Here is a 13537-nt window from a genome sequence, read left to right as displayed (position 1 = left end):
GGTTCCGGAACGTATATTTACGGCCCTGGGGGCCACAAATACACGGAAGCTTCCGGAACCCCCACCCCTGCGGCCCCGCCCCCTCCCGCCGGTGGCCACGTCCTGGGAACGCGGCGCTGCTCGGGAGCCGGTTGGGTGCTGGTGGGAGCCGGTCGCAGGGCGCCGGGTCACAGGGGAGTCGCTGCCCGTCGAGTGCGGGATTCGCTACGGGATCACCACGACCGGGCGCTGGGCGCGCCGTGCCAGCCGTCCCGCCACCGAGCCGAAGAGCCTGCCGACCAGTCCGTGGGTGGATCCGACCACGATGGCGTCGGCGGAGTACTCCCGCCCGACTTCCTCCAGCTCGTGACAGATGTCACCGCCCCGTTCGACCAGGATCCAGGGGACTTCGCACAGATAGTCCGCACAGGCGAGTTCGAGGCCGAGCACCTCGGTGCGGTGGTCCGGGACATCGACGAAGACCGGGGGCTCGCAGCCCGCCCAGACCGTCGTCGGGAGCCGGTTGGCCACATGGACGATGATCAGCCCCGACCTCGACCGCCGTGCCATGCCGATGGCGTAGGCGAGGGCCCGCTCACTGGAGGTGGAGCCGTCGAAGCCGACAACGACTCCGTGCTGGAACGCCGGATCGCAGGAGTGGCGTGTCTGTTCCGCCGCTTCGAGGTTCGCTGTGGGATCTGCGACCTGCTTGCGGTCCGCGGGTTCGGGGATTTCGTGACCGGCCATCGGTGTCTCGGCGAAGGGAGTCCTGAGGAGGGAACGACGGTTGACGAGCGGGGTCGAAGCTGGTGGATAGTCCGGGAATCATCTTCCCAAGCCCTTACCCACCAGGGTACGGCGACACTCCCCGCCTGCCCAGGGCCTGCCCCGTCACGCAGGACGGGCCGCTGGGGCAGCCGCTGATGCGGCTTCCGGGAGCATGCCGGAGCCGGGCCCGGAGCGCAATGCCCTCCGGGCATTCGTGACACAGCGGACGCCGGCTCCGTCGGTCCCCGAGGGGCGCACCGGAGCCCGACCGGGGGCGCGACGGGCCGTGGACCGCGCCTGCCGGCGGGGCGGCGGGGCACCGTGGTGACGTACGGGACGTCGGGAGCGCGGGGGCGGACACGCGGCGCAGGAGCGTACGCCGGGAGACCTTCCGCGGCGCAGTTGGACACCACGCCTTTTCGGCCAACTTCCGCCAGCTATCATGAGCTTGCTCAGCGTTGCCACCAACACCCGTCCGACCAGCGGGGAAAGGGGCGCAGGGGGTGCATGCACCCTACGAGAGTTGGGCAGGGGCGAGAGGCGTACTTCCCACCGGCGCTGCCGAGTGCAACGCTTCGTGATCGAATGCTTCACGCCAAGTTGTCATGTCGACATAGCGGTGGGTGGTGAACTTGTCACGCCGACCTCATACGACACAGTAGATTCGATCTTGGCCATTCACGGCGGGGGACTTGTGCAGGACCGAGGGGAAACGTGCAGGACCGAGAGGACGCGACCACCGAGGGGGGCTTAGAGCCATGAGCCAGGACTCCACGACTGCACCGGAGGCCGCGCGGAAGCTGTCCGGGCGCCGCCGCCGGGAGATCGTCGCAGTGCTGCTCTTCAGCGGGGGCCCCATCTTCGAGAGCTCCATCCCGCTTTCCGTGTTCGGCATCGACCGGCAGGACGCGGGGGTCCCGCGGTACCGGCTGCTGGTGTGCGCCGGAGAGGATGCCCCGCTGCGGACCACAGGGGGGCTCGAACTGACCGCGCCGTACGGTCTGGAGGCGCTGGCGCGAGCCGGCACCGTCGTCGTACCGGCATGGCGGTCGATCACATCACCACCACCGGCCGACGCCCTCGAGGCGCTGCGCCGGGCCCATGAAGAGGGCGCTCGGATCGTCGGGCTGTGCACGGGGGCATTCGTGCTGGCCGCGGCGGGGCTGCTGGACGGCCGGCCCGCCACGACGCACTGGATGTACGCGCCGACGCTCGCCAAGCGGTATCCGTCCGTCCATGTCGATCCACGCGAGCTCTTCGTGGACGACAACGATGTTCTGACCTCGGCCGGGACCGCGGCGGGCATCGACCTCTGCCTCCACATCGTGCGCACCGACCACGGGGCGGAGGCGGCGGGCGCACTGGCCCGGCGGCTCGTCGTGCCGGCGCGCCGCAGCGGGGGGCAGGAGCGCTACCTCGACAGGTCTTTACCGGAAGAGATCGGCGCGGACCCGCTCGCCGAGGTCGTCGCGTGGGCGCTCGAGCACCTGCACGAGCAGTTCGACGTGGAGACCCTGGCGGCCCGTGCCTATATGAGCCGGCGCACCTTCGACCGGCGGTTCCGGTCGCTCACCGGGAGCGCTCCCCTGCAGTGGCTGATCACTCAGCGGGTGCTCCAGGCCCAGCGGCTGCTGGAGACGTCCGACTACTCGGTGGACGAGGTCGCCGGGCGCTGCGGCTTCCGCTCGCCGGTCGCGCTGCGCGGCCACTTCCGGCGGCAGCTGGGGTCCTCCCCGGCGGCCTACCGGGCGGCGTACCGGGCGCGCAGGCCGCAGAACGGGAGCGCGGAGCGGGGCGACCACCGGCTGGAGATCGCCGAACAGCGGCAGGTCGAGCCGGTCGGCGCCACGCTGGGGATGCGCAGGCCGGGGGGCGGAGCCTTCGCCCCCACAGGGCTCGAACCAGGCAAACCGGACTCCGATCTCTATCTGCCGCGTCTGCCCGAACAGGGCGGCAGCCGGAATCCGGGACGTCCGGCAGTGCCCGGCCAGCGGGACCGCCCCGTAGGGTGAGACATATGAACGATCGCATGGTGTGGATCGACTGCGAGATGACCGGCCTCTCGCTGTCGAACGACGCGCTCATCGAGGTGGCCGCCCTGGTCACCGACTCGGAGCTGAACGTCCTCGGCGACGGTGTGGACATCGTGATCCGCCCGCCCGCCGAGGCGCTCACCACCATGCCCGAGGTGGTGCGCGAGATGCACACCGCCTCCGGGCTGCTCGCCGAGCTGGACGGCGGCACGACCATGGCGGACGCCGAGGAGCAGGTGCTGGCGTACATCCGTGAGCACGTGCCGGAGCGCGGCAAGGCCCCCCTGTGCGGGAACTCCGTCGGCACGGACCGCGGCTTCCTGCTGCGCGACATGCCGACGCTGGAGAACCACCTGCACTACCGGATCGTGGACGTGTCCTCGATCAAGGAGCTGGCCCGCCGCTGGTACCCGCGGGCCTACTTCAACAGCCCCGAGAAGAACGGCAACCACCGTGCTCTCGCGGACATCCGGGAGAGCATCGCCGAGCTCCGTTACTACCGGGAGGCGGTCTTCGTGCCGCACCCCGGCCCGGACTCGGAGACGGCGAAGACCATCGCGGCGAAGCACGTGCTTCCCGCGGACGTCCGGGCGGAGTGACACCTCGCTCCCGGTCGGCCCAAACCCGGGAGCGAGCACCCCTCCGGACCCTGTACACTTTTTCTCGGCCGGTGCGGAACGGAAAGCGCCGGTCGTGGTGGGTATAGCTCAGCTGGTAGAGCACCTGGTTGTGGTCCAGGATGTCGCGGGTTCAAGTCCCGTTACTCACCCTGACGCAGTCGAGGCCCCGGTCCCCAGGACCGGGGCCTCGCGGCGTATGGGGAGGTTTTCCGGACCGTCGGGGCGGTGGGGAGCGGCGGGCGGGGGCTGATCCCGATTGCGGTCGACGGGGGCGGCGGGCCGGGAGGCGGCGGGCCGGGCACGCAGGGCCACACGGGGCACAGGGACCTCACGCTCCCCGTGGGGCCGACACACTCCCCGTGGGGCCGACACACCGGGCACCCGCTCGCGGCCTCGAGCCTCAGCCCACGGCATCCCTGGCATCCGCTCCACGTCGGAAAGGTCACCGACCACCCCGTCGGCCCCTGCCGCCCACAGCTCCTGCGCTCCGGTAGGCCCGCCGGCCGCACCGACCGACCACCCGAAGACCCACGCCGAGCCCGCCCGCACAAAGGACCCGCCCGACCGTGCCGTGTCACCCGTCCCGATCCCGGAGCATCGAGGAAAGAAAGGGGCTGCCGGGGCAACCCCGGCAGCCGTTCGGGTGCCGCGCATCCGGCGCGGTGTCGTACCGTCCCTCGTGGGCCACTACGAAAGGACACCCCTCAGCATGAGGCAGACCATTCCCGCAGCCAATGGGCTGCCTCGGCCGTTCCGTGGCCTGGTCCTCGACTTCGCCGGAGTCCTGACCGACGGAGTGCACAGGGCGCACGAGGCGTGGTGCGCCGATCAGGGACTCGCTCCGGATGCGTGGCGGAAGACCCTGAATACCCATCCCGAGGCCCGGTGTCATTACCAGGCCCTAGAAGTGGGAACCATGAGCCAAGCCGAGTTCAACCAGCTCACGGCCACGATCCTCGGAGTGAACGACGGCAACAATCTCATGGGCCGCGTCTGGTCGGCCGTCCGCCCTGCTGCCCGGATGATCGCATTCGCCCGCGCGGCCCGCACCGCCGGATACACGGTCGCGATGCTCTCGAACTCCTTCGGCCTGGACCCTTACGACCCGTACCACCACATCGGCGTGCGCGACCTGTTCGACGTGACGGTGATCTCCGAACTCGAAGGCGTCGCGAAACCCGATCCGGTGATCTACCAGCTCACCCTTGAGCGTATGGGGCTACCTGGCAGTACGTGCGTGTTCGTTGACGACCACGCGGCGAACCTTCCCCCTGCTCAGGCCCTCGGCATCACAACCGTGCTGGCTACCGGCGAAGACGCGACCGTGACACAACTGGAGTCCCTGCTTGGTGTCCGCGCAGTCTGCGCCGCCTGATGCCAACGAGTCGGATCTCCATCGCCCGACGTCGTCAACCGGAAGACGAGCGAACCCGTTTCGCCGACGCCCCCTGCGGGCGTACCGTCCGAATGTGAGGCCACTCACATCGGAGGGACTGTCATGACCCAATGGGCGGAATACAGCGCCGGAGAGCGGATCAAACTCTTAAGAGGCGCCAGCCTGACTCAAGAGCAACTCGCCGAAGCCGCTGGTCTCTCCGTGGCAACCATCCGCAAGGCTGAGCAGGGCGGCAAAGGAAACTCGACGTCTCCCTCACTCGCACCGAAACGCGCCAGTGGGATACCGCTGCCGCCGAACTCGCCGCAGTGTGCGAGATGGCCCCACGATGGGTGCGTCACCAGGCTCTGCCTGGGGTGATCGTCGGCCGCCTCGCGGACGTGTCCGTAACCAAGGTGCGCCGCCTCGCGGTCGCGGTCGATATCCCCCTCAGCATCCACTGATCGGCCCGACTGACACGCTCCGTAGCAGTTCATCCACCACGTCGTGCTGCTCGATGTCGGCGGCTACTTCGCCCCGACCCTCCAAACGCTCTGCGACCGATTCTCGGGTCGCGTGCTCGGCGTCGTCGAGGACACCGAGAACGGACACAAGAGGTACGCAGAGCGCGACAAGCCCCCTTGCCCGGTCGTCTCGGTCGCCCGGTCGCCGCTCAAGGACCCGGAAGACTTTCTGGTCGGGCAGTCCGTCGTGTTCTCAGCCGAGGCGCTCATGCGCGGCCGCGACGACATCATGCACGGCCGCCCTGCCCTCGTGATCGGGTTCGGCAAGCTCGGCTCCAGCATCGCCCGTCTGCTGCACGCCAAGGGTGTGCAAGTGACCGTGTACGACATCGACCCCGTGCGTCGCACACAGGCGCTCTCGCAGGGGTTCACCGTCGCCCGCGACCGCGATGCAGCCCTGGCCGGCGCCGGGCTCGTGCTCTGCGCGACGGGTGCTGTCTCGCTCCGCGGCGAGGACTTCCAACACCTTCGCAACGGCACGTACGTCGCGACGGTCACGAGCAGCGAGGACGAGCTCGACCTCGGCGGACTGCCCAGCGTCTACACCAGAACCCCCAACGGGGATCACGTCACGCGGTACTCGACGACCGGGCACTACTTCAATCGGCTCAACGGCGGTAACGCCGTCAACTTCCTGCACGGCGCGAGCGTTGGGCCGTTCATCTACCTCGTGCAGGCGGAGATCCTCGCCGGCGTCCGGATGCTGGCCCGGGGCGACCTCGGGCCCGGTATGCACGACGTCGACGCCAAGGACCGGGCCGCTATCGCGGCGACCTGGCTCACCTACTTCAACCGCTAAGGGGCACACATGCCGATCACGGCGAAGCACGTACTCGACACGCTCGACGCCTACCTGAGTCGCTACCCGGAGGACAAGAACACGCTTTCCGTCCTTGCCGAAGTCCTCGACGAGGCCGGGGACTCGATCGCCTCTCGGAAGGAGTTCCGCGGACACGTCACGGCCGGCGCGGTTCTGCTGCGCCCCGACGGCCGCGTGCTCACGATCGAGCACAAGGCGCTCGCGAAGTGGTTGCTTCCCGGCGGGCACGTCGAGCCGGACGACATGACGCTGCTCGACGCGGCGCGGCGGGAACTCGCGGAAGAGACCGGCATCGATGCCTCGCAGGTCGAACCGGACGACGAGGTGCCGCTGCATGTCGAGGCCCACCCGATCCCGGCGAACGACGCGAAGGGCGAGCCGGCGCATCAGCACTTCGACTTCCGGTTCTTGTTCCGCACGACCGCGGAAGAGGTCGATCTGCAAGAGGAGGAGGTCACCGCGTTCTCGTGGCAGTTCGCGGACATGCTGACCGCCGAGCCGCTGCGCGGCCGCGCGCTCGCCTCGATCCGGCCGTCTGACTGACGGTCCCGAGACCGGGTCGCCCGGCGGTGATACCCCCGATCCCGCCGGGCGACCCTCCGTCATGAGCCGGCGTCCCAGTCGCTCGTCCTGCTGTAGGCCGCGCCGGCCGTGGTGGCCTGCGCCGTCCCGGCCGGCGCCAGGGCGCCGCCGGCCACGGCGCCCGCGGCCACCGCCGCCACGCCCACCTTGGTGCCACGGCTCGGCCCGCGCCGGTGCGTCCTGCTCATGGGGTTCCTGCCTCTACTGCGGGGGTGAAGGTGGGAACACGCTAGCGATCAGCACCGGCGGAATCGCCGGGTCCGGCCCGGTCCGGCACTTCTTATGCCGCCGTGAAGAGCGGGATGCGCACCGATCAACCGTTCAAGCGGAAGGCGCTCCGGAACCGCCGCGGCGCGCCGCCGGACACCGGCGGCGGCGCCCGAGCCGGTGGCCGCGCCGGGCCGCCGCGGACCGCGGTCCGCCGAGCGCCAGCCAGATCCGGATCTCCGTCCCGCCGAGCACCGAGCGCCCGATCCGTACGTCACCGCCGGTCGACTCGGCGAGCCGCCGCACGATGTCCAGACCGAGCCCGGTCGATCCGGGCCGACCGTCGCCCTGGCCCCGCCGCAGCGCCGCGTCCGGGTCCTCGATACCGGGGCCCGCGTCCGAGACCAGCACGATCACCGCGTCGTCCGCGGTGTGCACATCGACGGCGAAGGCCGTGCCCTCGGGGGTGTGCCGGAAGACGTTGCCCAGCATCGCGTCGAGCGCGGCGGCGAGTTCGGTGCGGGCGACCGGGATCCGTACGGGCTGCTCGACGCCCGCCACCCGGACCGTGCGGTCCTCGTCCTCGGCGAGCGCGGACCAGAACCCCATCCGCTCGCGGATCACCTCGGCGGCGTCGCAGCCGGCCAGCGGCGACTGGGTCTGCGGCTTCTGCTCCCGCGCGGTGCGGATGATCCGGTCGACCTCGCCCTCCAGCTGGGCGACGGCCGACCGGGTCTGGTCGGCGGCCGGGCCGTCGCCGAGGGAGGCGGCGTTGAGCCGGAGCACGGTCAGCGGGGTGCGCAGCCGGTGGGAGAGGTCGGCGGCCAGCTCCCGCTCGTTGGCGAGCAGTTGGACGACCTGGTCGGCCATCGAGTTGAAGGCCGCTGCGGCGGCCCGCAGTTCGGCGGGGCCCTGCTCGGGGACGCGGGCACCGAGCTTCCCGTCGCCGAGGTCCTGGGCCGCGGCGGCGAGGTCCTCGGTGGGGCGGACCATCCGGGTGCCGAGCCGGTCGGCGATGGCGACCGACCCGACGACGAGCGCCAGGCCGACGGCGGCGAGCACCGCCCACGCGGTGGTGACGCCGTTGGTGACCTCGCTGTCCGGGACGAACACCTCGACGACGGCCACCTTGCCGGTGGCGACGGCGGTCGGCTGGAGCAGCGCGAAGCCGCCGGGCACGGCGGCGATGGAGGCCCGGCCGAGCCGGGTCGCGGTGGCCAGCTCGGCGTCGGAGGCCCGCTGCCGGCCGATGTCGACCGCACCACCGGCCCGCCGGGCGGCCGGTACGTGCACGGCCATCCGGTCCCGGGAGCCGGCCGTGGTGCTGGCGACGGCGCGCATCAGCTGCGGGCGGTCGGTGGTGATGGCCAGCGCGGGACCGATCGTGGCGGCCTGCCGCTCGGCGTTGGTGAACGCCCGGTCCCGGGCCATCTCCTTGACGACGAGCCCCAGCGGTATCGCGAAGGCGATGACGACCATGGCGGTGACGGCCAGACACACCTTGACCAGGGCCCATCTCATGCGGGCGGCTCCAGCTTGACCCCGACACCCCGCAGGGTGTGCAGGTAGCGCGGCCGGGCGGCCGTCTCGCCCAGCTTCCGCCGCAGCCAGGACAGGTGGACGTCGATGGTCTGGTCGTCGCCGTAGGACTGCTGCCACACCTCGGCGAGCAGTTCCCGGCGGGGCACGACGACGCCGGGCCGCCCGGCGAGGAAGGTCAGCAGGTCGAACTCACGGCGCGTCAGATCCAGTGCGCTGCCGTCCAGTTCCGCCTGCCGGCGCATCGGGTCGATGGTCAGCCCGCCGACCCGGATCACCGCGGGCGGGGTACCGGCCTCCGCCGTGGTGCGCGACCGCCGCAGCACCGCGGCCATCCGGGCGGACAGATGCTCCACCGAGAACGGCTTGACCAGATAGTCGTCGGCACCGGCGTGCAGCAGCCGGACGATCTCGGCCTCGTCGTCGCGCGCGGTGGCGATGATCACCGGAACGTCGGTGATCCCGCGCAGCATCTTCAGCGCCTCCGAACCGTCCAGATCCGGTAGACCCAAGTCGAGAATGACCACATCGAATCCGAAGTGGGCGACTTCCCGCAGCGCCTCCAGGGCGGTGCCGACGCTCCGAACGGTGTGGGAGGCCTCGGTCAGGTGCCGGATGAGGGCGGAGCGTACGAACTGGTCGTCCTCGACCACGAGCACACGTGCCATGAGCGGCACCGTACGCCATGAGGATGTTGATCGTTGTACCCAGTTCATCGCACCGCGGGCGCGCGTGGGGCAGTATGAGCCAGATGCGACGAGGACTCATGCACGGTGTGGCGTGGACGCTGGCGACCGGCGCCGCCGTCACGCTGTCCTGGTGGGGCGTGCGCACCGTCCTGGCCGGCACCGCCTACGATCCGCCCCGCGCCCTGCCCATCCAGGGCGAGGCGGCAGCCCGCGGCGGGGGCCCCGCGGCGGAGCCGCAGTCCTCCTCCACCCACCGGCCGAAGCCCTCGCCCACCGCGGCCCCGACATCCCGCAAGCCGCCCGAGAAGCCGTCGCCCCCGGCCTCCCGAGCGCCGCGGAGCACTCCGGCCCCGGCCGGGAACGTCAAGAGCTACAACGTGGCGGGCGGCCGCGTGGTGTTCGACCTCAGCCCCTCCTCGGCGAGCCTGGTCTCCGCCACCCCGGACGCGGGCTGGCAGATGCAGGTCTGGAAACAGTCCGAGTGGATCCGGGTGAACTTCACCCAGGGCGCGGACACCACCTCCGTGTTCTGCACCTGGAACGGCCACCCGCCGACGGTTCAGACGGACTAGGACCGCTGGGCGTTGGCCGACGGCGTGGGTTCCCGGCGATGCTCCAGCCAGGTGCGGCTCAGGTCATCCCAGATCGCCTGATACCGACCGAAGATCTCGTCCAGCTGATGAAAGGTGAGCTCGTCGGCGGCCGTCGTTGCCACGAGATATTCGAGGTCATCGGCGAGCCGCTGAAACCGGTACTGCGACTCCTCCATCAACACCCACCGGGAACGCCAGTTGAAGAACGGTTCAACAGCTCCCAGCAACGTCACCAGCGCCACACACGCCAAGGCCAGACCAGCCCACGCGTTGAGATTCTGCAGGCCCAGGATGACGGTGGACGCAGCGGACAGCACCAGGGTCGCCACCTTGATGACGGAGGCGCTGAGACCGAACCGCTTCTTCTTGCCGCGGGCGTAGTCGGTGCCCTGACCGATCTTGTCCAGCAGAAGGGCGGCTACGTCCCTCGGGCTGGGACCGGCATCCGGTCGGACGTCTGGCTGCACTCCGCCCCCATGTTCTGTCGTCCATCAGCCCGCTCCCCGGCAGACGCCGCTCCGGCATCGAGCGGTTCCCCGGCGGATCCCTCGGCCTGCTCCAGCCACGAGACGGCAGCTCGCAGGAGCCTAGAACACATCCTCGGGCGGCAGCGGTGACGGGCGCGCATCGGCGTCGGTCACCGGGCGGGCGCCTCCGGTGAAGTCCAGGAGCGCCTGGCCGTGCTGGAGCCGGCCGGGGTGCGGATCGCCGGCGGCCCGGCGGGTCAGCTCGGCGACCGGCAGCTCCCGGTCGGAGGCGAGCAGTACGGCGTTGCCGAAGCGGCGACCGCGCAGCACGGCCGGGTCGGCGATCAGACACACCTCGGGGAAGACCGCGCGCACCGTGGCGACCTGTGACCGGAGGTGGGCGAGGGGCGGTCCGTCGGCGAGGTTCGCGGCGTAGAACCCGCCCGGTACGAGCGCCCGGCGCACTTCTGCGGCGAACTCGGTGCTCGTCAGATGGGCGGGGGTGCGGCGGCCGCCGAAGACGTCCGCGACGATCAGGTCGGCCCAGCCGTCGGGGATCTTCCGCAGCCCCTCCCGGGCGTCACCGGAGCGGACGCGGATGCGCCAGCCGCTCTCCAGCGGGAGTTCCCGGCGGACGAGCTGGACGAGCCGGGCGTCGAGTTCCACGATCTGCTGCGTGGACCGGGGGCGGGTCGCCGCGATGTAGCGGCCGAGGGTGAAGGCACCACCGCCCAGATGCACCGCGTGGACGGGCTTGCCGGGCGGCGCGACGAGATCGGCGACATGGCCGAACCGCCGCTGGTACTCGAAATCCAGATAAGTGGGGTCGTCGAGGTCCACATGGGACTGGGGCGCGCCGTTGACGACCAGGGTGCGCCCGCGCGGCCGGTCCCGGTCGGGAACGAGTTCGGCGACACCGCCGTCCACCTGCTCGGTGACCGGTTCGGCAGCACCGCCACGCCGCTTTCTCGCCATACCCCCAGTATCGCCGGGGGCTCAGCGGCAGCGGTCGGCGGCCTCGATCATGCGGGCCGCCTCGCCCAGCGCGGCCCGGAGCACGTCCGGGTCGGTGACCTCCTCCTCGCCGCCCGGCGGTACCAGCCAGCCGGATCCGGTGACCGGCTCGCCGACCAGCGCGAGCCCGCGCCCCAGCGTCCTGGTACACGCGCTGCCCGGCAGGTCCCAGGCGTCCGCGGTGCCGGGCGGCACCAGGAACCCCAAGGTGTCGCACGCGCCGTCGTGGAGCACGGGGCCGACACCCGGCTTCCCGAATCCGCGGCGCAGGATGTCCACCGCTTCGAGCCCCTGACGGGCGGGGACGGTGACGAGATCGGCGTCCTGAGGTGAGTCGCTGATATCCACGCAGGCCTCCAACACGAGAAACCCCTCCTCCGGAGTGAGCCGCGTCGCTCTTCTCCGGGGTGTTCAACGCCCGAGTGCGTCAACGGCTACGGCGGCACGCCGCCGCAAAGGATGGCAGTTCATGGCGGATCGTGCGTGAGATATCCGGTTTGTAGCTAAACACTGCGTATCAGCTCTGTCACAACCGGTACGGTCGTGCCTCGCCGACAGTCGCCCCGACGGGGCGACAGCACCGCCAGAAGAAGAGGGCTCGGCCATGGCGTTGCCACCACCGTCCTCACAGGTTCACCCCGCGCGGCGGCCGAACACGGCCTTCCGGCAGTTGCGCGGCCCGCTGTCACCGGGCGAGTTCGCCGCGGCCGTACGCCGCGCGGCCCGCGACATCGGGGAGCAGGTCTCGTGCGACGCCCGCTACATCGGGCGCGTCGAGTCCGGGGAGATCCGGTGCCCCAACTACGCCTATGAACGGGTGTTCCGGCACATGTTCCCCGGGCGCTCGCTCGGGGAGATGGGCTTCGCCCCGCGCGCCGCGGTGCGCGGCCGGAAGGCGCGCGGCGCGCCACCGCCCCCGAACGAACCAGCCACCACCTGCGAGGAGAGCGACGTGCTGCGTCGCGCATTCATGACCGGAGGCCCGGCCGCCATGGCGGCCTCTGTGGGCCTCGGCATCCCCCGTCCGCGCCGGCGCGCGGGAGAGACAGAGACAACGGCCGTCGAGGACGCCGTACGCGAGATCCGGCTGCTCGACGACCGGCACGGCGCGGACGGCCTGTACAGACGGGCCGCGCAACCGCTGCGCAACGCCTACGCCCTGCTCGACGCGGGCACCCGACATCAGTCGACCGCGGACCGATTGCACGGCGCCGCGGGCGAACTGGCCATCTCCGTCGGGTGGCTGGCGCACGACTCGGGCCGTTTCGAGGACGCCCGCTCGCACTACGCCGAGGCCCTCGCGACATCCCGGGTCTCGGGCGATCCCGCGCTGGAGGCCCATGCCTTCTGCAACACCGCCTTCCTCGCCCGCGACGCGGGCCGCCCGCGCGAGGCCATAAGAGCGGCACAAGCCGCGCAGCGCGCCGCCGCGCAACTCCCCTCCGCCCGGCTCCGCTCCCTCCTCGCCCTCCGTGAAGCAGGGGGCTGGGCGGGCCTCGGCGACCGCCGGAGCTGCGAACAGACCCTCCTGCGCGCCCAGTCCCTCTTCGCCCGGGGCGCCTCGGACGCCGACCCGGAGTGGATGTCGTTCTTCGGAGAGGCCGAGCTGGAGGGGCTCGAGGCGCAGTGCTGGTCGGCGCTGGGCGAGTGGCACCGCGCGGCGGACCACGCCCGCCGGGCGGTGGCGCTCCAGGACGCCCACTTCGCCCGCAACACCGCCCTGTTCACCGCCGAACTGGCGGGAAACCTGGCCCGCAGCGGCGAGCCGGAGGAAGCGGCGAGCGCCGGTCAGCGCGTCCTCGACCTGCTGGAACAGGTCCAGTCGTCCCGCATCCGCTCGATACTGGACAGCACGGCCCGCCTCCTCCGCCCCCACTCCCGCTCAGCCCCGGTAGCGGCCTTCCTGACCCAACACGCCACGGCCTGACCCCACCCGAGCGCGTCAACAGACGAGCCACTGACCACAAACCGCGGCCGCAGCACCACGACGGCGCTGATCCGAACACCGACGATCAGGGCCGGATGAACGCAGGGGTGCGGGACCCCAGGGCGAGGTGAACGCGGCCCCGCCACAACGGCCCGGTGGTCCGGACGCAAGAGGGTGGGGCCGCAGGGCGGCTGGGTGAACGCAAGGGGGTGGGGGCGCAGGGGTGGGGGGTTCCGGAAGCTTCCGTGTATTTGTGGCCCCAGGTGCCCGTGCAGCGGCAGGCGTCCGGTGCCGCGCCGCCGCATCTGGCGGGGGAGGACGAGCTCGGGCCGCGGCAGCCGCTGGGCCTGCACCGGACGCGCCCGCCCCCGCCGAACCGGACACCCTCGCGTGGCTCGCC

At 71.3% G+C, this 13537-nt stretch carries 14 protein-coding genes, 1 tRNA gene and 1 pseudogene; 9 read left to right on the top strand and 7 right to left on the bottom strand.

The window, feature by feature from the left end; genetic code table 11:
- Positions 1 to 204: 204 nt before the first annotated feature.
- A complete protein-coding gene (locus ABT112_RS33965) occupies positions 205 to 726 on the bottom strand; it encodes a universal stress protein (protein WP_351515667.1) in 522 nt (173 codons plus the stop codon).
- A gap of 779 nt (positions 727 to 1505) precedes the next feature.
- Here ABT112_RS33965 and ABT112_RS33960 point away from each other — a divergent pair.
- The 7 genes and pseudogenes from ABT112_RS33960 to ABT112_RS33930 all read left to right on the top strand — a co-directional run bounded on the left by ABT112_RS33960 (position 1506) and on the right by ABT112_RS33930 (position 6662).
- Positions 1506 to 2759, top strand: a complete 1254-nt coding sequence (locus ABT112_RS33960) for a helix-turn-helix domain-containing protein (protein WP_351515666.1) — start codon at positions 1506 to 1508, stop codon at positions 2757 to 2759.
- A 5-nt stretch (positions 2760 to 2764) separates the two neighbouring features.
- A complete protein-coding gene (gene orn / locus ABT112_RS33955; protein WP_351515665.1) occupies positions 2765 to 3379 on the top strand; it encodes an oligoribonuclease in 615 nt (204 codons plus the stop codon).
- A gap of 97 nt (positions 3380 to 3476) precedes the next feature.
- Positions 3477 to 3549, top strand: a tRNA-His gene (locus tag ABT112_RS33950).
- A gap of 560 nt (positions 3550 to 4109) precedes the next feature.
- The gene (locus ABT112_RS33945; RefSeq protein WP_351515664.1) at positions 4110 to 4775 is read left to right on the top strand and encodes an HAD family hydrolase; all 666 of its coding nucleotides are present in this window, start codon (positions 4110 to 4112) and stop codon (positions 4773 to 4775) included.
- A gap of 123 nt (positions 4776 to 4898) precedes the next feature.
- Positions 4899 to 5156, top strand: coding sequence for a helix-turn-helix domain-containing protein (locus ABT112_RS33940; RefSeq protein ID WP_351515663.1), 258 nt, complete (start codon positions 4899 to 4901; stop codon positions 5154 to 5156).
- Positions 5157 to 5279: 123 nt separating this feature from the next.
- Positions 5280 to 6098: pseudogene (locus ABT112_RS33935) on the top strand (NAD(P)-binding domain-containing protein); the annotation flags it as partial.
- Between the two features lie 9 nt (positions 6099 to 6107).
- Positions 6108 to 6662: an NUDIX hydrolase gene (locus ABT112_RS33930; RefSeq protein WP_351515662.1), complete on the top strand. Its 555-nt coding sequence runs from the start codon at positions 6108 to 6110 to the stop codon at positions 6660 to 6662.
- Positions 6663 to 6721: 59 nt separating this feature from the next.
- On the opposite strand, the gene ABT112_RS33925 is transcribed toward ABT112_RS33930, so the two are convergent.
- From ABT112_RS33925 to ABT112_RS33915, 3 genes are all read right to left on the bottom strand, one after another.
- Positions 6722 to 6889 carry a hypothetical protein gene (locus ABT112_RS33925; RefSeq protein ID WP_351515661.1) on the bottom strand — a complete coding sequence of 56 codons (168 nt, stop codon included), beginning with the start codon at positions 6887 to 6889 and terminating at the stop codon, positions 6722 to 6724.
- Between the two features lie 133 nt (positions 6890 to 7022).
- Complete coding sequence (locus ABT112_RS33920; RefSeq protein ID WP_351515660.1) at positions 7023 to 8429, bottom strand: HAMP domain-containing sensor histidine kinase; 1407 nt, start codon at positions 8427 to 8429, stop codon at positions 7023 to 7025.
- Entirely contained in the window at positions 8426 to 9115 is a 690-nt protein-coding gene (locus ABT112_RS33915; protein WP_351515659.1) for a response regulator transcription factor, read from the bottom strand. Before ABT112_RS33915 ends, ABT112_RS33920 begins: the two co-directional genes overlap by 4 nt.
- 74 nt (positions 9116 to 9189) lie before the next feature.
- Here ABT112_RS33915 and ABT112_RS33910 point away from each other — a divergent pair, with 74 nt between their 5' ends.
- A complete protein-coding gene (locus tag ABT112_RS33910) occupies positions 9190 to 9708 on the top strand; it encodes a hypothetical protein (RefSeq protein ID WP_351515658.1) in 519 nt (172 codons plus the stop codon).
- Here ABT112_RS33910 and ABT112_RS33905 read toward each other — a convergent pair.
- From ABT112_RS33905 to ABT112_RS33895, 3 genes are all read right to left on the bottom strand, one after another.
- Positions 9705 to 10196, bottom strand: coding sequence for an SLATT domain-containing protein (locus ABT112_RS33905; RefSeq protein WP_351515657.1), 492 nt, complete (start codon positions 10194 to 10196; stop codon positions 9705 to 9707). The two genes, ABT112_RS33910 and ABT112_RS33905, sit on opposite strands and share 4 nt — an antisense overlap.
- Positions 10197 to 10316: 120 nt before the next feature.
- The gene (locus ABT112_RS33900) at positions 10317 to 11171 is read right to left on the bottom strand and encodes a spermidine synthase (RefSeq protein WP_351515656.1); all 855 of its coding nucleotides are present in this window, start codon (positions 11169 to 11171) and stop codon (positions 10317 to 10319) included.
- Positions 11172 to 11192: 21 nt separating this feature from the next.
- Positions 11193 to 11558, bottom strand: coding sequence for a hypothetical protein (locus tag ABT112_RS33895; protein WP_351515655.1), 366 nt, complete (start codon positions 11556 to 11558; stop codon positions 11193 to 11195).
- 256 nt (positions 11559 to 11814) lie between these two features.
- Between ABT112_RS33895 and ABT112_RS33890 the strand changes: the two genes are divergently transcribed.
- Positions 11815 to 13137, top strand: coding sequence for an NsdA family TPR-like regulatory protein (locus ABT112_RS33890; protein WP_351515654.1), 1323 nt, complete (start codon positions 11815 to 11817; stop codon positions 13135 to 13137).
- The last annotated feature ends 400 nt before the right edge of the window (positions 13138 to 13537 follow it).

It is taken from the genome of Streptomyces sp. NPDC002055 (assembly GCF_040296705.1).
GTDB lineage: Bacteria > Actinomycetota > Actinomycetes > Streptomycetales > Streptomycetaceae > Streptomyces.
Note: the sequence above shows the minus strand (reverse complement) of the source record. Positions and strands in the feature narration are given on the sequence as shown.

Bases quoted from the DNA above. Each gene is read 5' to 3' on its own strand.
- ABT112_RS33940 (WP_351515663.1), top strand. From the start codon at position 4,899: ATGACCCAATGGGCGGAATACAGCGCCGGAGAGCGGATCAAACTCTTA.
- ABT112_RS33965 (WP_351515667.1), bottom strand. From the start codon at position 726: ATGGCCGGTCACGAAATCCCCGAACCCGCGGACCGCAAGCAGGTCGCA.
- ABT112_RS33900 (WP_351515656.1), bottom strand. From the start codon at position 11,171: ATGGCGAGAAAGCGGCGTGGCGGTGCTGCCGAACCGGTCACCGAGCAG.
- ABT112_RS33960 (WP_351515666.1), top strand. From the start codon at position 1,506: ATGAGCCAGGACTCCACGACTGCACCGGAGGCCGCGCGGAAGCTGTCC.
- ABT112_RS33890 (WP_351515654.1), top strand. From the start codon at position 11,815: ATGGCGTTGCCACCACCGTCCTCACAGGTTCACCCCGCGCGGCGGCCG.
- ABT112_RS33925 (WP_351515661.1), bottom strand. From the start codon at position 6,889: ATGAGCAGGACGCACCGGCGCGGGCCGAGCCGTGGCACCAAGGTGGGC.
- ABT112_RS33920 (WP_351515660.1), bottom strand. From the start codon at position 8,429: ATGAGATGGGCCCTGGTCAAGGTGTGTCTGGCCGTCACCGCCATGGTC.
- ABT112_RS33915 (WP_351515659.1), bottom strand. From the start codon at position 9,115: ATGGCACGTGTGCTCGTGGTCGAGGACGACCAGTTCGTACGCTCCGCC.
- ABT112_RS33910 (WP_351515658.1), top strand. From the start codon at position 9,190: ATGAGCCAGATGCGACGAGGACTCATGCACGGTGTGGCGTGGACGCTG.
- ABT112_RS33945 (WP_351515664.1), top strand. From the start codon at position 4,110: ATGAGGCAGACCATTCCCGCAGCCAATGGGCTGCCTCGGCCGTTCCGT.
- ABT112_RS33930 (WP_351515662.1), top strand. From the start codon at position 6,108: ATGCCGATCACGGCGAAGCACGTACTCGACACGCTCGACGCCTACCTG.
- orn (WP_351515665.1), top strand. From the start codon at position 2,765: ATGAACGATCGCATGGTGTGGATCGACTGCGAGATGACCGGCCTCTCG.